This window comes from Pseudomonas sp. C6002 (assembly GCF_013385805.1).
In the GTDB taxonomy this organism is placed as follows: Bacteria; Pseudomonadota; Gammaproteobacteria; order Pseudomonadales; family Pseudomonadaceae; genus Aquipseudomonas.
Map to the genome: position 1 here is coordinate 137411 of NZ_JACAPH010000017.1, position 17449 is coordinate 154859.

General features: G+C 59.4%; 14 protein-coding genes. 3 read left to right on the plus strand and 11 right to left on the minus strand.

Going from position 1 to position 17449, the window contains the following annotated elements; translation table 11 throughout:
* Positions 1-5: 5 nt before the first annotated feature.
* Both HX817_RS10960 and HX817_RS10965 read right to left on the minus strand, forming a co-directional pair.
* Positions 6-899, minus strand: coding sequence for a glycine betaine ABC transporter substrate-binding protein (locus HX817_RS10960; protein ID WP_003215975.1), 894 nt, complete (start codon positions 897-899; stop codon positions 6-8).
* Between the two features lie 38 nt (positions 900-937).
* A complete protein-coding gene (locus tag HX817_RS10965) occupies positions 938-1654 on the minus strand; it encodes an ABC transporter permease (protein ID WP_003215977.1) in 717 nt (238 codons plus the stop codon).
* 331 nt (positions 1655-1985) lie between these two features.
* Between HX817_RS10965 and HX817_RS10970 the strand changes: the two genes are divergently transcribed.
* The 3 genes from HX817_RS10970 (at position 1986) to HX817_RS10980 (ending at position 4649) form a co-directional block, all read left to right on the plus strand.
* Positions 1986-3569: a peptide chain release factor 3 gene (locus HX817_RS10970; RefSeq protein WP_003215978.1), complete on the plus strand. Its 1584-nt coding sequence runs from the start codon at positions 1986-1988 to the stop codon at positions 3567-3569.
* Between the two features lie 188 nt (positions 3570-3757).
* Positions 3758-4228 (plus strand): hypothetical protein, encoded by a 471-nt coding sequence (locus HX817_RS10975; RefSeq protein ID WP_177040243.1) that lies wholly within the window; start codon positions 3758-3760, stop codon positions 4226-4228.
* 145 nt (positions 4229-4373) lie between these two features.
* The gene (locus HX817_RS10980) at positions 4374-4649 is read left to right on the plus strand and encodes a hypothetical protein (RefSeq protein ID WP_003215984.1); all 276 of its coding nucleotides are present in this window, start codon (positions 4374-4376) and stop codon (positions 4647-4649) included.
* A 112-nt stretch (positions 4650-4761) separates the two neighbouring features.
* Here HX817_RS10980 and HX817_RS10985 read toward each other — a convergent pair whose 3' ends face one another.
* From HX817_RS10985 to HX817_RS11025, 9 genes are all read right to left on the minus strand, one after another.
* Positions 4762-5733 (minus strand): peptide ABC transporter ATP-binding protein, encoded by a 972-nt coding sequence (locus HX817_RS10985; RefSeq protein WP_003215987.1) that lies wholly within the window; start codon positions 5731-5733, stop codon positions 4762-4764.
* Positions 5733-6701 (minus strand): ABC transporter ATP-binding protein, encoded by a 969-nt coding sequence (locus HX817_RS10990; RefSeq protein WP_008437263.1) that lies wholly within the window; start codon positions 6699-6701, stop codon positions 5733-5735. The genes HX817_RS10985 and HX817_RS10990 overlap by 1 nt, the downstream gene beginning before the upstream one ends.
* A gap of 10 nt (positions 6702-6711) precedes the next feature.
* Positions 6712-7623, minus strand: coding sequence for an ABC transporter permease subunit (locus HX817_RS10995; protein ID WP_177040244.1), 912 nt, complete (start codon positions 7621-7623; stop codon positions 6712-6714).
* Positions 7624-7633: 10 nt separating this feature from the next.
* The gene (locus tag HX817_RS11000; RefSeq protein WP_003215992.1) at positions 7634-8644 is read right to left on the minus strand and encodes an ABC transporter permease subunit; all 1011 of its coding nucleotides are present in this window, start codon (positions 8642-8644) and stop codon (positions 7634-7636) included.
* Positions 8645-8718: 74 nt separating this feature from the next.
* Positions 8719-10317 (minus strand): ABC transporter substrate-binding protein, encoded by a 1599-nt coding sequence (locus tag HX817_RS11005; protein WP_003215993.1) that lies wholly within the window; start codon positions 10315-10317, stop codon positions 8719-8721.
* Positions 10318-10398: 81 nt separating this feature from the next.
* The gene (locus HX817_RS11010) at positions 10399-11796 is read right to left on the minus strand and encodes an OprD family porin (protein WP_003215995.1); all 1398 of its coding nucleotides are present in this window, start codon (positions 11794-11796) and stop codon (positions 10399-10401) included.
* 171 nt (positions 11797-11967) lie between these two features.
* Positions 11968-13512, minus strand: a complete 1545-nt coding sequence (locus HX817_RS11015; protein ID WP_371317774.1) for an ABC transporter substrate-binding protein — start codon at positions 13510-13512, stop codon at positions 11968-11970.
* Positions 13513-13876: 364 nt separating this feature from the next.
* Positions 13877-15505, minus strand: coding sequence for an ABC transporter substrate-binding protein (locus HX817_RS11020; RefSeq protein WP_177040246.1), 1629 nt, complete (start codon positions 15503-15505; stop codon positions 13877-13879).
* Positions 15506-15763: 258 nt separating this feature from the next.
* Entirely contained in the window at positions 15764-17365 is a 1602-nt protein-coding gene (locus tag HX817_RS11025; protein WP_008437261.1) for an ABC transporter substrate-binding protein, read from the minus strand.
* Between the last annotated feature and the right edge of the window lie 84 nt (positions 17366-17449).

Sequence of the window (17449 nt, forward strand, 5' to 3'; positions counted from 1 at the left end):
TCCTCTTAGTTGATCGGATGCTGGCGCAGGAAATCTGCGGCCACGGCGGACGGGCTTTCGTGGTCGACGTCGACCCGCGCGTTCAGCTGGCGCATGGTTTCGTCGTCGAACAGCGCAGCCAGTGGCTTGAGATCAGCGGCCAGTTGCGGATGGGCATCGAGGTAAACCTGACGCACCACCGGCGCGGCGGTGTAGTCCGGGAAGTAGTGCTTGTCGTCTTCCAGCAGCTTCAATTTGAAGGCGTTCAGGCGACCGTCGGTGGTGTAGACCAAGCCGGCAAACACCTGGCCATTACGCAGCGCGGTGTACACCAGGCCGGCGTCCATCTGCCGGGTGTTCTTGCGGGTCAGGTTCATGTCGTACAGCTTGACCATGCCGGCCATGCCGTCGGAACGGTTGGCGAACTCGGTGTCCAGGGCCACCAGGCGGTTTTCCTTGGTTTTCTCGGCCAGTGCCGCGGTCAGGTCGCTGATGCTGTTGATCTGCGGGAATTCCTTGGCCACGTTCTCTGGCAGGGCCAGGGCGTAGGTGTTGCTGAATTTCGACGGGGAGAGCCAGACCAGGCCTTTTTTCGCGTCGAGTTCTTTCACTCGGGCGTAGGACTGTTCGCTGTCGAGCTTCTCGTCGACGTGGTTGTAGGCCACCAGCGACACGCCGGTGTATTCCCAGATCAGGTCCAGTTGCCCGCTTTCCTGGGCACTGCGTGCCAGGTTGCTGCCCAGGCCGCCGGTCACACGGGTGTCGTAACCCTTGGTGCGCAGGTACTGGGAGGTGATTTCGGCGAGCAGGGTCTGTTCAGTGAACACCCGGGCACCGATGCGGATGACCGGTTTTTCAGCGGCTTGCGCAAACCCTGCGAACAGCAGGACGCAGCTCAATATCAATGTCAGTTTTTTCATGTGAATTCCTGTTTCAGGCCCAAGACGGGGCCAAAGCCTTAAGACGGACGCAACCCGCGTTCCAGCCAAAGGCGGCTGGCCATGGTCACCAGACCGTCGAGCAGCAAGGCCAGCAGCGCGGTGCATGCGGCGCCGAGCAGCAGTTGCGGCTGATTGTTCAGGGCGATGCCGGGGAAGATCAGGCTGCCCAGGCTGTTGGCGCCAATCAGGAACGCCAGGGGCGCGGTACCGACGTTGATCGCCAGGGCCACGCGTACACCACCGATGATGATCGGCACGGCGTTGGGCAATTCCACGCGAAACAGCACCTGGCGCGGCGTCATGCCGATGCCGACGGCGGCTTCTTTCAGGGAACCTTGAACGTTTTTCAGGCCTTCATAGGTGTTGCGCACGATGGGCAGCAACGAGGCGAGGAACAGCGCGAAGATCGCGGGGCCGCTGCCGATGCCAAGGACACCGAGGGCGATGGCCAGTACGGCCAGGGGAGGGACGGTATTGCCGATGTTGAAGATCTGCATGAAGCGTTCTGCGCGCCCGACCATGTTGGGTCGGCTCAGCAGGATACCGGCGGGAATCCCTACGATCAGGGCGGCCAGCATCGAAACAAGGACGAGGATCAAGTGAGCTTGCAGGTAAAACAACAAATCGTCGCGGTACAGTTCGATCGTGTTGATGCCGATCCAGTGGACCAGCAGGGCCAGGAGAGCGACGACAACCGCTCCTCCTATCAGCCCTTTGCCATAGCGAATAGCCACAGGCGGACTCCTTTTTTCTTTTGTCGGCGAACACATTTCCGAGCGGCAATGCCATTCCTGGCTGTCGGCGAATGTGGTCGCGAATAGCAGCTCGCCCCTACCGGCAACGCGGTATGCGGTCGAGCCATGAGCGCAGCCTCGTCAGGCTAACTTGCTGATTTTTCAGCCCCTGTTACGAGTGCGATAACAGGGGAGTGGACGTCTCTACCTTTTAAAAGGTTCCATACTTGGCAGCAATTAGCCACCCCCAATGGGGTGAACGGTGGTCCGTCACCCCGGGTTTGCGCTATACTCGCCGCCCTTTTTTGACTCACCTGCCAGGCGATTTCCCATGACCCACCAGGCCGCCGAAGTCGCGAAACGCCGCACTTTCGCCATTATTTCCCACCCCGATGCCGGTAAAACCACCATCACCGAAAAGCTGTTGCTGATGGGCAAGGCGATCGCGGTGGCCGGCACGGTGAAATCCCGTAAATCCGACCGCCATGCCACCTCCGACTGGATGGAAATGGAAAAGCAGCGTGGTATTTCCATTACCACGTCGGTCATGCAGTTCCCGTATCGCGACCACATGATCAACCTGCTCGACACCCCGGGCCACGAAGACTTCTCCGAAGACACCTACCGCACCCTGACGGCGGTGGACTCGGCGCTGATGGTCCTCGACGGCGGTAAAGGCGTCGAGCCCCGCACCATCGCGCTGATGGACGTGTGCCGCCTGCGGGATACGCCGATTGTCAGCTTTATCAACAAACTCGACCGTGACATCCGCGACCCGATCGAACTGCTGGACGAAATCGAAGCCGTCCTGAAGATCAAGGCCGCGCCGATCACCTGGCCGATTGGTTGCTACCGCGACTTCAAGGGCGTGTACCACCTGGCCGACGACTACATCATTGTGTACACCGCTGGCCACGGCCACGAACGTACCGATGTGAAAATCATCGAGAAGCTCGACTCCGACGAAGCCCGCGCCCACCTGGGTGACGAGTACGACCGGTTTGTCGACCAGCTGGAACTGGTGCAGGGCGCCTGCCACGAGTTCAACCAGCAGGAATTCCTCGACGGCCAGCTGACGCCGGTGTTCTTCGGTACCGCCCTGGGCAACTTCGGTGTCGACCACGTGCTGGATGCCGTGGTCAATTGGGCCCCCAAGCCGCTGGCCCGGGTTGCCAACGAGCGTACCGTGGAGCCTGTGGAAGAGAAATTCGCCGGCTTCGTGTTCAAGATCCAGGCGAACATGGACCCCAAGCACCGCGACCGTATCGCCTTCATGCGTATCTGCTCCGGCAAATACGAAAAAGGCATGAAGATGCGCCACGTGCGTACCGGCAAGGACGTGCGCATCGGCGACGCCCTGACCTTTTTCTCCTCCGAGCGTGAGCAACTGGAAGAAGCGTATGCTGGCGATATCATCGGCTTGCACAACCACGGCACCATCCAGATCGGTGACACCTTCACCGAAGGCGAAGTGCTGGGCTTCACCGGTATCCCGCACTTCGCCCCGGAACTGTTCCGCCGCGTACGCCTGCGTGACCCGCTGAAATCCAAGCAACTGCGCCAAGGTTTGCAGCAGTTGGCGGAAGAGGGTGCCACCCAGGTGTTCTTCCCGGAACGCAGCAACGACATCATCCTCGGCGCCGTCGGTGTGCTGCAGTTCGATGTAGTGGCCAGTCGCCTGAAAGAGGAATACAAGGTGGAATGCTCCTATGAGCCGATCACCGTGTACTCCGCGCGCTGGATCGACTGCAGCGATAAGAAGAAGCTGGAAGAGTTCAAGATCAAGGCCGTGGAAAACCTGGCGATCGACGGCGGTGGTCACCTGACCTACCTGGCCCCGACCCGGGTCAACCTGGCGCTGATGGAAGAGCGCTGGCCGGATGTGAAATTCCGCGCGACCCGTGAGCATCATTAAGATCTGAGCGGTACACCAAAAGGCGAAGCTGTCATGGCTTCGCCTTTTTTCATGCCCGAGAAAAGTGAATGGGCGGGTGTTGCATGCTTGCTGAATCGTTTCTCTGTGAGACTTGACAGTATTTCCCTACCTTGCCTTCGGTCTATAAAGGCGATGCAGCGAGTCCCTTTAAAAGATGAGGTGATGACATGACTGATCCTAAAGCAAACGGTTCTTCAGGTGATATGCACGTTGTTTTAGTGCCTGAGCAAAATATGATGCTGACCCATGATGTCTTGCTTACTGCACTGTCCCGTCTAGTTGCAGTCGCTGGATACCATGGCGGGGTTAATGGGGTATCCATTCACTTTCTTCGAACAGGTCTTTCAGGCATTCAAAAAGGTGATGTTTTCAAAGTCGGTGTTCATGATGGCCTGGAAGTGGCGGCGATTGATTACACGTTCGAAGGTGATAACAGCATCCATGAGGCGGTAGACGGAAAAATTACTGTAGAGGATATCGATCATTCGCTGCCCTCTCTTCGTCTTAGCTTTGAGTTTCACGGCGAATTCAAGCACGAAGTTGAAAACTTCCATGGGTCGTGCCGAGTCGAGGGGCTGGACAATTCCGGCTATGAAAAGATCAAGAGCCGATTTTCGAAAGACAGGCGAGAAGCGTAGAAAACCGTTCGCAGGGGATTGAAGTGATTGTGCCGCCCATCCAGGCCAGGTGTTGCGAGAACGCCGCATTGGGTCTAGCGTCTATCGTGGCGACGGTAAAAGGCTGTCGTGCGCAATTCATCTTCTGACTGGGCGGAATTCGACCATGAGTATCTTTCAACGTGTGGTGCTGTTGCTCAAAGTGCTGGTGATGATGTCATTGGGCATGTCTGCCGCGTGGGCCAATACGGCTGTGCAAAGCCATGGCACGGGGTTTGTGGCGGCGAAGACGGTGCAGGCGGGTGGCTTGCAGTTGGCCAAGAGTGAATCCGAGCCCGGTGACGAAAACCAGGGCGGTTCCAAGGACGATGACGATGCCGAGAACCCGGACAATGATGGCGAAGACAGCGACACCTACAACGATGGCGACAGCGATACATAAGTAACGCAGGCAAAAGAAAGCCCCGCTTGCCGAACAGATGCGCTATCCGACAAGCAGGGCTGTAGAACACTGGAATGCTCTGGACTCACCCTCCAGAGCATTTTTTTGCACGTCAGACCACAAATTGCTCCGCGTAGTGGCAAGCCACCTGGCGGTTGTCCAGAGGTCGCAGCACCGGTTCATCGGTACTGCACAGCTGGGTCGCGTACGGGCAGCGCTTGTGGAAGGCGCAGCCGGATGGCGGGTTCAACGGGTTGGGCAACTCGCCGACGATTTTGATCTTCGGTTTGTTCGGGTCCGGATGAATGGTCGGGGTCGCCGACAGCAACGCCTGGGTGTACGGGTGCAGCGGGCGTGCGTAGATGTCTTCCTTCGGGCCCACTTCCACCGGGCGGCCGAGGTACATCACCATTACGTCGTCGGCGACGTGCTGCACCACCGCGAGGTTGTGGGAGATGAACACGTAGGCGGTGTTGAATTCCTGCTGCAAATCCATGAACAGGTTCAGCACCTGGGCCTGGATCGATACGTCCAGCGCCGAGGTCGGTTCATCCGCCACCAGCACCTTGGGTTGCAGCATCATCGCCCGCGCCAGTGCGATTCGCTGGCGCTGGCCGCCGGAGAACATGTGCGGGTAGCGCTGATAATGCTCAGGGCGCAGGCCCACTTGCTTCATCATCGCCTGGACCTTTTCCCGGCGCTCGGCGGCAGACAGGTTGGTGTTGATCAGCAGCGGCTCGCCCAGTTGGTCGCCGACCTTCTGGCGCGGGTTCAGCGAGGCGTAAGGGCTCTGGAACACCATCTGCACGTCTTTGCGCAGTTGCTTGCGCTGGGCCTTGTCGGCACCGGCGACTTCTTGCCCGGCGATTTTCAGCGAGCCGGAAGACGGCTCTTCAATCAAGGTCAGGGCGCGGGCCAGGGTGGATTTGCCGCAACCGGACTCGCCTACGACCGCGAGGGTCTTGCCGGCTTCGAGCTCGAACGACACACCGTTGAGTGCGCGCACCAGGGCATGGCCCTTGAACAGGCCACGGGACACTTCGTAGTGACGGGTCAGGTCGCGGGCGGTAAGTACGACGGCCATTACGCCACCTCCTGATTCAGCGGGTAGAAGCAGCGGGCAAGGCTGTTGCTTTTCGGGTCAAGGCCCGGGCGTTGGGCGCGGCAGGACTCCTGCACATACGGGCACCGCGGCGACAGCAGGCAACCCTGCGGGCGGTCATAACGGCCGGGAACGATACCCGGCAGCGTGGCCAGGCGCGTGGCGCCCAGGCTGTGCTCGGGGATCGCCTTGAGCAACGCTTCGCTGTACGGGTGCGCCGGGATGTCGAACAACTGCGGCACCTGGCCGACTTCCACGGCCTGGCCGGCATACATCACGCACACGCGCTGGGCGGTTTCGGCCACTACCGCGAGGTCGTGGGTGATCAGCACCAGGCCCATGTTCTGCTCTTTCTGCAAGGCCAGCAGCAGGTCCATGATCTGGGCCTGGATGGTCACGTCGAGCGCAGTAGTCGGTTCATCGGCGATCAGCAGTTTCGGCTCGCCGGCAATCGCCATGGCGATGGCCACACGTTGGCTCATACCACCGGACAGCTGGTGCGGGTAGGCATCCATACGGCTGGCTGCGCCCGGGATTTCCACCTTTTCGAGCAGTTCGATGGCACGCTTGCGCGCTTGCTTGCCGGACATTTTCAAATGCAGGCGCAGCACTTCTTCGATCTGGAAACCCACGGTGTAGCTGGGGTTCAGGGCGGTCATCGGGTCCTGGAAGACCATCGCCAGGTCTTTGCCGACGATCTGCCGGCGCTGGCGGTTGCTCAGCTTGAGCATGTCCTTGCCGTCGAAGTTCAGGGCGTCGGCGGTGACGATACCGGGGTGCTCGATCAGGCCCATCAGCGCCATCATGGTCACGGATTTACCCGAACCCGACTCGCCAACGATCGCCAGTACTTCACCTTTGTCGACGGAGATGTCGAGGCCATCGACCACCGGCACGGCGGTCTTGTCGCCGAAGCGGACATTGAGATTCTTGATTTCTAGCAGTGACATGGGAATCTCCTCAGGCGGCGTTCTTGAGTTTCGGGTCCAGCGCATCGCGCAGGCCGTCGCCCATCAGGTTGATTGCCAGCACGCTGAGCAAAATGGTCAAGCCAGGCAGGCTCACGACCCACCAGGCGCGTTCGATGTAGTCGCGGGCCGAAGCCAGCATGGTGCCCCACTCAGGGGTTGGCGGTTGTACGCCAAGGCCCAGGAAGCCCAGGGCTGCAGCATCGAGAATCGCCGAGGAGAAACTCAGGGTGGCCTGAACGATCAGCGGCGCCATGCAGTTCGGCAGCACGGTGACGAACATCAGGCGCGGCAGGCCGGCGCCAGCAAGGCGTGCGGCGGTCACGTAGTCACGGTTCAGTTCGCCCATCACCGCAGCGCGGGTCAGGCGGACATAGGACGGCAGCGACACGATCGCGATGGCGATCACGGTGTTGATCAGGCCAGGGCCGAGGATCGCGACAATCGCCACAGCCAGCAGCAGCGACGGCAGGGCCAGCATGATGTCCATCAGGCGCATGATGGTCGGGCCGAGCAGGCGCGGGAAGAAACCGGCGAACAGGCCCAGCAGGATCCCCGGGATCAGCGACATCACCACCGACGACAAGCCGATCAGCAACGACAGGCGCGAACCCTGGATCAGGCGCGACAGCAGGTCACGACCGAGTTCATCGGTGCCCAGCAGGAACTGGATCTGCCCACCTTCCAGCCAGGCCGGAGGGGTCAGCAGGAAGTCACGGTATTGCTCGCTCGGGTTATGCGGGGCCACCCAAGGGGCGAAGAGCGCGCAAAACACCACCAGCAACATGAACAGCAGGCCGGCAACGGCGCCCTTGTTCTTGGAAAAGGCTTGCCAGAATTCTTTGTACGGGGACGGGTACAGCAGGCTTTGATCGACTGCTACCGTGGGAGTAGGTGTGGTCATGGTCATGATCTCAGCGCTGGTGACGGATGCGTGGGTTGGCGAAGCCGTAGAGGATATCCACCACGAAGTTCACCAGAATCACCAGGCAGGCGATTAACAGGATGCCGTTTTGCACCACGGGATAATCCCGTGCGCCAATGGCTTCGATCAGCCATTTGCCGATGCCGGGCCACGAGAAGATGGTTTCGGTCAGGACCGCCCCGGCCAGCAATGTGCCGACTTGCAGGCCGACCACGGTGAGTACCGGGATCAAGGCGTTACGCAGGCCGTGGACGAACACCACGCGCGCCGGCGACAGGCCCTTGGCCTTGGCGGTGCGGATGTAGTCTTCGCGCAGTACTTCGAGCATCGACGAACGGGTCATCCGCGCGATAACGGCCAGCGGGATGGTGCCGAGCACGATGGCCGGCAGGATCAGGTGGTGCAACGCGTCCCAGAATGCGTCCGGCTCGTCGGCCAGCAGGGTGTCGATCAGCATGAAGCCGGTGCGCGGCTCGATGTCGTAGAGCAGGTCGATCCGTCCGGAGACTGGCGTCCAGCCCAGGCTGACGGAGAAGAACATGATCAGGATCAGGCCCCACCAGAAGATCGGCATCGAATATCCCGCCAGGGAGATGCCCATCACCCCATGGTCGAACAGGGATCCTCGCTTCAAGGCCGCGATCACCCCGGCTAACAGCCCCAGGATGCCGGCGAACAACAGGGCGGCCATGGACAGTTCCAGGGTCGCAGGGAAAAGGGCGGTGAATTCAGTCCACACGCTGGTACGGGTGCGCAGGGATTCGCCGAGGTCGCCGTGGGCGAGCTTGCCGACATAATCCAGGTATTGCGCGTAGAGCGGTTTATTCAGACCAAGGCGTTCCATTGCCTGAGCGTGCATCTCGGGGTCGACTCGTCGTTCGCCCATCATGACTTCGACGGGGTCGCCAGGGATCATGCGAATCAACGCGAAGGTCAGCAAGGTGATGCCGAAAAACGTGGGGATCAATAACCCCAATCGGCGGGCAATAAAACTAAACATCTTGTTGTGTACCTCAATCAGCCGGTTAGGCAGGTTCGGCACCGTCAATGTCGACGGTGCCGAGCGTCTCTTATCTACTTCACCTGGGTGGTGGCGAAGTTATTTGTGGTCAGAGGGCTTTGGGTATAACCCTCGACGTTTTTACGCATGGCGGTGAACATTTTCGGGTAAGCCATGGGAATCCATGGTTGGTCCTTGTCGAAAACGTCCATTGCTTGTTCATAGAGTGCAGCGCGCTGGGTGGGTTCAGCGATGGCGCGCGCCTTGTCGATCAAGTCTTGAAACTCCTTGTTACACCAGCGGGCGTAGTTTTCGCCGTTTTTGGCTGCATCGCAACTCAAGTTCGGGGTGAGGAAGTTATCCGGGTCCCCGTTATCCCCCGCCCAGCCGGCGGAGACCATGTCATGTTCGCCATTCTTGGCGCGCTTGAGCATTTCGCCCCATTCCATGACCTTGATGTTCACTTTCAGGCCGATCTGCGCCAAATCCGCCTGCATGCGCTGGGCGCCGAGCATCGGGTTGGGGTTGGTCGGGCCGCCGCCGTTGCGGGTGAACAGGGTGAACTCGGTGCCTTCCGGTACGCCGGCTTCCTTGAGCAGGGCGCGGGCCTTGTCGAGGTCGCGGGGCGGGTTTTTCAGCTTGTCGCTGAAACCCAGCAGGGTTGGCGGGTACGGGCCGGTGGCGTCGACCGCGTTGCCTTTGCCGTACAGGGATTCGTTGTAGCCCTTCTTGTCGAACGCGATGTTGATCGCGTGACGCACCCGCGCGTCGCTCATGTACTTGTGGGTGGTGTTCATGGCGGTGTAGGCAGTGGTCATCGCCGCCAGTTCCGCCACCTTCAGGTTCGGGTCGGCCTTCATGCTCGGCACGTCATCCGGTTTCGGATACAGCGCGATCTGGCATTCGTTGGCCTTGAGCTTTTGCAGGCGCACGTTGTTGTCGGTGGTGATGGCCAGGATCAGCGGGTCAGCCGGCGGCTTGCCACGGAAGTAGTCCGGGTTGGCCTTGAAGCGCACTTGGGCGTCTTTGGCGTAGCGGGTGAAGATGAACGGGCCGGTGCCGATGGGCTTGGCGTTCAGGTCATCGGTCTTGCCGGACTTGAGCAACTGGTCGGCGTATTCGGCGGAGTGAATCGAGGAAAACGCCATGGCCAGGTCGGCCAGGAACGGTGCTTCAGGGCGGGTCAGGGTGAAGACCACGGTGTGGTCATCGGTCTTCTCTACGCTCTTGAGCAGTTCCTTGAAGCCCATGCTTTCAAAGTATGGGTAGCCCACGTTGGACTTTTTGTGCCACGGGTGATTCGGGTCCAGCTGGCGCTGGAAGCTCCAAAGCACGTCGTCGGCGTTCATGTTGCGCGTGGGTTTGAAGTAGTCGGTGGTGTGGAACTTGATGTCGTCACGCAGGTGAAAGGTGTAGGTCAGGCCATCGGCGCTGATCTCGGGCAGGTCTTTGGCCAGTGCCGGGATCACTTCGGTGGTGCCGGGCTTGAAGTCCACCAGGCGGTTGAAGATGGTTTCGGCCGCGGCGTCGGCGGTGACAGCCGTGGTGTACAGGACCGGATCGAAGCCTTCCGGGCTGGCTTCGGTGCAGACGACCAACGGTTTGGCCGAGATGCCGACAGCGACGCTCAACAGCGCAGCGGCAATGGCAGCTTGTAACGGGAGCATTTTCATCTAAGAGCCCTCTGCAATCGATTGGACCAGACAAGCGTAGGCGGCGGGCCCGTCCTGAGCCCGCCGCCGACCTGGCGCTGATTAAAGAATGTTGAACGGGATGGTGGTCACCAGGCGGAACTCACGCAGGTTGCCGTCAGCCTGGTTGGCGCTGGCACGGTGAGTCACGTAGGTACCACGAATGGTGGTAGCCTTGAGTGCGCCGCTCTGGATCGCGTAAGCCGCGCCTACACCGTATTCCTGGTGCTTCTCGCCGTCCTGGGCCTGAATGCCGTTGTAGGCAAAGCCAGCGCGGCCGCCGTCGCCGGTGTAGTGAGTACCGTCGATACCCCAGCCACGTGCCGAGTAGACGTTGAACTTCAGGCCCGGCACGCCGTATTCGGCCATGTTGATGCCGTAGGCGATCTGGAAGGACTTCTCGTTCGGACCGTTGAAGTCGGACGTCAGGGAGTTGGCCAGGTAGATGCCGTTGGTTTCGTGCAGGTAGTCGAAGTACTCGTCGCCGTTCACGGCCTGGTAGGAGAAGGTCAGGCTGTGAGCCTGGTGGGTCAGGCCGAACGACAGCGAGTAGGTATCGTTGTCGATCTTGCCCATCAACTTTTTGCCTTCGTCGACGGTCTTGTAGTAGTTCAGGCCCGTGGTCAGGGACAGGGTCTGGCTGTCACCCAGCTCGTGGGTAGCACCGAAGTAGTACTGGTTCCAGAAGTCTTCCACGTTAGCGGCGAACAGGCTGGTCTTCAGGCTCTTGAACGGCTGGTAGTTGACGCCCAGGGTGTTGACCTTGTCGGTTTCCTGGCGACCATTGCCGTATTCAGTACGGAATTTCGACAGGCTCTGCTCGGTCCGTGGCGAAACGCGGTCGAACACGCCGCCCTGGAAGGACAGGTTGCTGAACTCTTCGCTGTTGAAGCTCACACCTTCGAAGCTCGAAGGCAGCGCACGGTTACCGATGGTGTCGATGATGCCGCTGCTGAAGTTCTGGCGACCGGCGGTCAAGGTGGTGTTCGAGACACGGAACTTGACGTTGGCCAGGCCCAGTTTGCTCCACTGGTCTACAGCGTCGCCGTCGGAGTCGGCCAGGGTACGGTTGGAGCCGCCCTTGATGTCGCGCTTGCTGCGGTCCAGGACCAGAGCGTTGTAGACCGCCACTTCAGTGCTCACGCCAACGGTGCCTTGGGTGAAACCCGAGGTAGCGTTGAGGATGGTGCCTTGCACCCAGTTGGTACGGTAGTTGTCAGTACGGGCTTCGCCGTGCTTCTGGTAAGTGAACTTGCTGCCACGGAAGCGTTGTTCGTTGGAGAACCAGTTACGGGTTGTACCGCCCAGGCTTGCGCCATCGATAAAGCCTTTGGCCTCGCTTTGGGCGCTGGTGCCGGCCAGTGTGGTTGGAACGAAGTCCTGGCTTGCAGGATCAGCGTAGGCGTTAGCCGTGATGCTGCTGATGGCCAGGGCCAGTAGCGCGGTGCTGCTCAGTTTCATGGGTGAAGCTCCTTTGGTTCTCTTTTTAATGCCGGTCTTTTTAGGTGAACCGGCTATTGGGTGTGTAACTCGTTCAAGCCTTTGCAAACGTTTGCCCGTGGGTAAAACCCGAAATAAGGCTGCACGTTTGCAGCAAGGCGAATGCTCGCCCTGCGCAATCCGGTTATCTTTTTATGGGTTGATGCTGACGCCCGAGAACACGTTGCGGCCGAAGGGGCTCACTTTGAAACCTTCGACTTTGGCGCTTAACGGCTGGTTGACCGTCGAGTGGGCGACTGGCGTGATCGGCACCTGCTGCTTGAGCAGTTGCTGCGCCTGTTTGTATAGAACAGTCCTTTGTTCGCGGTCGGTGACGACCTTGGCTTGCTTGATCAGCTTGTCGTACGCCGGGTCACACCACATGGAGTAGTTGTTCCCGCCGATGGCGTCGCAGCTGTAGAGGGTGCCCAGCCAGTTGTCCGGGTCACCGTTGTCGCCGGTCCAGCCGATCAGGCTGATGTCGTGCTCGCCATTCTTGGTGCGCTTGATGTACTCGCCCCATTCATAGCTGACGATCTTGACCTTGAGACCAATCTTCGCCCAATCGCTTTGCAGCATTTCGGCCATCAGCTTGGCGTTGGGGTTGTACGGCCGTTGTACCGGCATCGCCCACAGGGTGATCTCGGTGCCTTCCTTCACGCCGGCAGCCTTGAGCAATTCCTTGGCTTTTTCCGGGTTGTAGGCGGCGTCCTTGATGGTGTCGTCGTAAGACCACTGGGTCGGCGGCATGGCGTTGACCGCCAGTTGCCCCGCGCCCTGGTACACGGCGTTGAGGATGCTCTGCTTGTTCACCGCCATGTCCAGGGCCTGGCGCACTTCGAGCTGGTCGAAGGGCTTGTGCCGCACGTTATAGGCGATGTAGCCCAGGTTGAAACCCGGCTTGGTCAGCAGTTGCAGGTTCGGGTCGGCCTTCAGGGCTTCGACGTCGGCCGGGCGCGGGTGCAGGGTGATCTGGCATTCGCCGGCCTTGAGCTTTTGTACCCGTACCGAGGCGTCGATGTTGATCGCAAAAATCAGCTGGTCGAGCTTCACGCGGCTCGGTTCCCAGTACTGTTTGTTGCCGGTGTAGCGAATCTGCGAGTCTTTCTGGTAGCGCTGGAACACGAACGGCCCGGTGCCGATCGGCTTCTGGTTGATGTCGCTGGGCTTGCCGACCTTGAGCAAATGGTCGGCGTATTCGGCCGACAGGATCGAGGCGAAGCTCATGGCGATGTTCTGGATAAACGCGGCGTCGACCGTGTTCAGGGTCATCACCACGGTGTGCGGGTCGGTTTTCTCGACCTTGGCGATATTCTTGTTCAGGCTCATCCCGTTGAAGTACGGAAACTCGGTGGGGTAGGCCTTGCGGAACGGGTGTTCGGGGTCAAGCATGCGATTGAAGGTGAACAGCACGTCGTCGGCGTTGAAGTCGCGCGTCGGCTTGAAGTCCTTGTTGCCGTGGAATTTCACCCCTTCACGCAGGTGGAAGGTATAGGTCAGGCCGTCTTCGGAAATATCCCAACGGGTTGCCAGGCCCGGTACGACATTGGTCGCGCCTTTTTCAAACTCGGCCAAGCGGTTGTAGATAGGCTCGGCGGCGTCGTTATCGGTGGCCGTCGTGTATTGCGCGGTGTCGAAGCCCGCCGGGCTGCCTTCGGAGCAAAACACCAGGCTCTTTTTCTCGGCAGCCTGGCCCATCGAGGCCACAGCCAGCAGGCTGGTGCCAAATATCGCGGATAGAACGGTGGTATGGCGCATAACAATCCCGATCCTTGTTTGTTGTTTTCGTCAGTGAGCAATCGCAAGGTCATTCACGACCTTGCGACAACACTGATCCCACAACGGCAGTTGCCCTACAGAGACGATGCGTCTGCCGTACCACGACGTTATGGGTCGGGAGCCAGGCAGTAAATGCAACGAATCTGACAGACCTTGTAGGTAACGGAGCCGCGATTCGCAGTTAGCTGCCGTAGGACGGCAGCGTGTGCGGAGGTGGTCTGTTTCCTACGGTCTTGGCGGATGCAATAACGGCGACGTTATGAAACGTCGCCGCCAGAGATCCTTACTTGCCGCTTACGCTCACGCCGTAGAAGGAGTTCAAGCCAAATGGGCTGATCTTGAAGTCCTGCACGTTGTTGCGCATGGGTTGATACACCGTCGAGTGCGCGATAGGTGTCATCGGGACTGCATCTTTGAGGATATGTTGCGCCTGCTTGTACAGCTCGGTGCGTTTGGCTACGTCGGAAGTCGCCTTGGCTTCTTTCACGATGCCGTCGAATTTCTTGTCGCACCACTTGGAGAAGTTGTTGCCGGCCAGGGAATCGCAGCCGAACAGCACGTTCAGCCAGTTGTCCGGGTCACCATTGTCGCCGCTCCAGCCAATGATCATGGCTTGGTTCTCGCCGCCTTTGGAACGCTTGATGTACTCGCCCCACTCATAGCTGACGATGTTCACTTTCAGGCCGATCTGTTTCCAGTCGTTCTGCAGCATCTCGGCCATCAGCTTGGCGTTCGGGTTGTATGGACGCTGGACCGGCATCGCCCACAGGGTGATCTCGGTGCCTTCCTTGACGCCGGCTTCCTTGAGCAGAGCCTTGGCTTTGGTCACATCAAACGGCGCATCCTTGATGGTGGTGTCATAGGACCACTGGGTTGGCGGCATGGCGTTGACAGCCAGTTGGCCTGCGCCCTGGTACACCGAGTCGATGATCTGCTGCTTGTTCACCGACATGTCCAGGGCCTCACGCACGCGCAGGTCGGACAGCGGGTTAGGCGCGGTCTGGCCCTTGAGGACCGGCATTACGTTGTAGGCGATGTAGCCCAGGTTGAAACCGGCTTGGTGCGGCAGTTTCAGGTCCTTGTCTTCACCCAGCGCCTTGAGGTCGGCCGGACGTGGGAACAGGGTCACCTGGCATTCGTTTTTCTTCAGCTTCTGGATACGCACCGACGGGTCGGTAGTGATGGCGAAGATCAGGTTGTCGATCTTCACGTCTTCAGGTTTCCAGTAATCCTTGTTGCCGGTGTAACGGATGTTGGAGTCTTTCTGGTAGCTCTTGAACACGAACGGGCCAGTGCCGATTGGCTTCTGGTTGATGTCCTGTGCCTTGCCTTCCTTCAACAGCTGGGCGGCGTATTCAGCCGACTGGATGGAGGCGAAGCTCATTGCCAGGTTCTGGATGAAGGCGGCGTCCACGGTGTCAAGGGTGAACTTGACGGTGTGGTCATCGACTTTCTCAATGTTCTTGATGTTGGTGTCCATACCCATGTCCGTGAAGTACGGGAACTCGGTCGGGTAGGCTTTACGGAACGGATCGTCTTTATTGATCATCCGGTTGAAGGTGAACAGTACGTCGTCAGCCGTGAATTCACGAGTTGGCTTGAAGTACGGGGTGGTGTGGAACTTGACGCCTTCACGCAGGTGGAAGGTGTACGTCAGGCCATCCGGGGAAACGTCCCAGGTCGTGGCGAGCCCAGGAACAACAGCGGTGCCGCCGCGCTCGAACTGGGTCAGACGGTTGAACATGGTTTCGGCCGAAGCATCGAAGTCTGTTCCGGTGGTGTACTGGCCTGGATCAAAACCGGCCGGGCTCCCTTCGGAGCAGAACACCAGGTTGCTCGCCGCTTGGGCGAAAGGTGCAGCAGCCATTAAACCGGCGCTGACTAATAACGGAATGACTGCGTGTTTAAGCATGTTGGCCTCATGATTTGTTGTCATTTTTGGTAGTGAGGGCGACCTCGTGAGTCGACCTGCGGATACTTATGCAGGGCCCATACCCAATGCAAGATGTTGAGAGCCTACAACGGCTAAACAGTGGTACGAACGTACACGAATGTCGCATATGTGTAAGTTCAGACACATTTACGCACTTTTGAGGGTTTTTTTCGGTGCGAGGGCTGCACCAGGAATGCCCAACCGAGGCGTCTGGCGCACTCGGTTGGGGCACGGCTGTTACTTATTCAGACTGACGCCGTAGAAGGGAGTGAGTCCAAAAGGACTGATCTTGAAGTCCTGCACTTCCTTTCGCAGGGGCTGGAAAACCGTCGAGTTTGCGATAGGCGTTATAGGTACTTGTTCCTTAAGGATTTTTTGTGCCTGTTGATACCACTTGATGCGCTGCTCGCGGTCGCTGCTGACCTTGGCCTGCTGTACCAGTTTGTCGTAGGCCGGGTTACACCATTTTGCATAGTTGCTGCCCTTCACCGCGGCACAACTGTAGAGCACGCCGAGCCAGTTATCCGGGTCGCCGTTGTCGCCGGTCCAGCCGTAGATCATCACGTCGTGCTCGCCGGCTTTGGCGCGTTTGATGTACTCGCCCCACTCATAGCTGACGATATTGGCCTTGATGCCAATCTTTTCCCAATCCTGCTGGATCATCTGCGCCGACATCCGGGCATTGGGATTCGACGCGCGTTGTACGGTCATCGCCCACAGGTTGAGGGTGGTACCTGGTGCAACCCCTGCTTCTTTTAGTAGCGCCCGCGCCTTGGCCGGATCGTAGGGCGCGTCCTTGATTGTCGGGTCATAAGACCACTGGGCCGGAGGCAGGGCGTTCTGCGCCAATTGTCCGGCGCTCTGGTACACCGCCTTGATAATTGCCGGCTTGTCGATGGCCATGTCCAGCGCCTGGCGCACCTTGAGCTGGTCCAGGGGCGGGTGGGTCACGTTGTAGGCGAGAAAGCCCAGGTTGAAGCCGGCTTGCTGAAGAACCCGCAGGTTGGGGTCTTGCTTCATCACTTCGATGTCGGAAGGGCGCGGGTAACCGCTGACCTGGCACTCGCCGGCCTTGAGCTTTTGCAGGCGCACGGCGGCGTCCGGGGTGATCGAGAACACCAGGTTGTCGAGCTTCACATCTTCGGGCTTCCAATACTGTTTATTGGCGCTGTAGCGAATCTGCGAATCCTTCTGGTAACGCTTGAACACAAATGGCCCGGTGCCCACCGGCTTCTGATTGATGTCCGCGGCCTTGCCTTCCTTGAGCAACTGCGCGGCATATTCGGCGGACTGCACCGAGGCGAAGCTCATGGCCAGGTTCTGCACGAAGGAGGCGTCAACGTTGTTCAGGTTGAAGCGCACGGTGTGCTCGTCGAGTTTTTCGACGCTCTTGATCGTGGTGTTCAAGCCCATGTCGGTGAAGTAGGGCGACTCCGATGGATAGGCCTTGCGGAACGGGGTCTCGGGATCCAGCAGGCGCTGGAAGGTGAAGAGCACGTCGTCGGCGTTGAAATCACGGGTCGGGGTGAAATAGTCGGTGGTGTGGAACTTGACGCCATCGCGCAGGTGGAAGGTATACATCAGGCCGTCTTTGGACACGTCCCAATTGGTTGCCAGGCCGGGTTCGACTTCAGTGCCGCCACGCTTGAACTGGGTCAGGCGGTTGAACACGGTTTCGGCGGAGGCATCGAAATCGGTGCCGCTTGTGTACTGGCTGGGGTCGAAGCCGGCGGGGCTGGCTTCGGAGCAGTAGACCAGGGTGCCGGCTGCCTGGGCCATGGGCATGAATGCCAGCAGGCCGGCAGCAAGGAGCAGCGGTTTTAAGGTGATTCTTTCCATGGAGACCCCTGAAGTGGCAGGCAAATAGTGCCCGAACGAAAACGGCAGTCACCGAGGTTACCGCCGTTCTTGTCACTCAGGTAG

What these genes read in the sequence shown, in the direction of transcription:
- HX817_RS10960 (WP_003215975.1), bottom strand. Translation starts at nt 899, where the DNA reads ATGAAAAAACTGACATTGATATTGAGCTGCGTCCTGCTGTTCGCAGGG.
- HX817_RS10970 (WP_003215978.1), top strand. Translation starts at nt 1,986, where the DNA reads ATGACCCACCAGGCCGCCGAAGTCGCGAAACGCCGCACTTTCGCCATT.
- HX817_RS10975 (WP_177040243.1), top strand. Translation starts at nt 3,758, where the DNA reads ATGACTGATCCTAAAGCAAACGGTTCTTCAGGTGATATGCACGTTGTT.
- HX817_RS10980 (WP_003215984.1), top strand. Translation starts at nt 4,374, where the DNA reads ATGAGTATCTTTCAACGTGTGGTGCTGTTGCTCAAAGTGCTGGTGATG.
- HX817_RS10985 (WP_003215987.1), bottom strand. Translation starts at nt 5,733, where the DNA reads ATGGCCGTCGTACTTACCGCCCGCGACCTGACCCGTCACTACGAAGTG.
- HX817_RS10990 (WP_008437263.1), bottom strand. Translation starts at nt 6,701, where the DNA reads ATGTCACTGCTAGAAATCAAGAATCTCAATGTCCGCTTCGGCGACAAG.
- HX817_RS10995 (WP_177040244.1), bottom strand. Translation starts at nt 7,623, where the DNA reads ATGACCACACCTACTCCCACGGTAGCAGTCGATCAAAGCCTGCTGTAC.
- HX817_RS11000 (WP_003215992.1), bottom strand. Translation starts at nt 8,644, where the DNA reads ATGTTTAGTTTTATTGCCCGCCGATTGGGGTTATTGATCCCCACGTTT.
- HX817_RS11005 (WP_003215993.1), bottom strand. Translation starts at nt 10,317, where the DNA reads ATGAAAATGCTCCCGTTACAAGCTGCCATTGCCGCTGCGCTGTTGAGC.
- HX817_RS11010 (WP_003215995.1), bottom strand. Translation starts at nt 11,796, where the DNA reads ATGAAACTGAGCAGCACCGCGCTACTGGCCCTGGCCATCAGCAGCATC.
- HX817_RS11015 (WP_371317774.1), bottom strand. Translation starts at nt 13,512, where the DNA reads ATGGGCCAGGCTGCCGAGAAAAAGAGCCTGGTGTTTTGCTCCGAAGGC.
- HX817_RS11020 (WP_177040246.1), bottom strand. Translation starts at nt 15,505, where the DNA reads ATGCTTAAACACGCAGTCATTCCGTTATTAGTCAGCGCCGGTTTAATG.
- HX817_RS11025 (WP_008437261.1), bottom strand. Translation starts at nt 17,365, where the DNA reads ATGGAAAGAATCACCTTAAAACCGCTGCTCCTTGCTGCCGGCCTGCTG.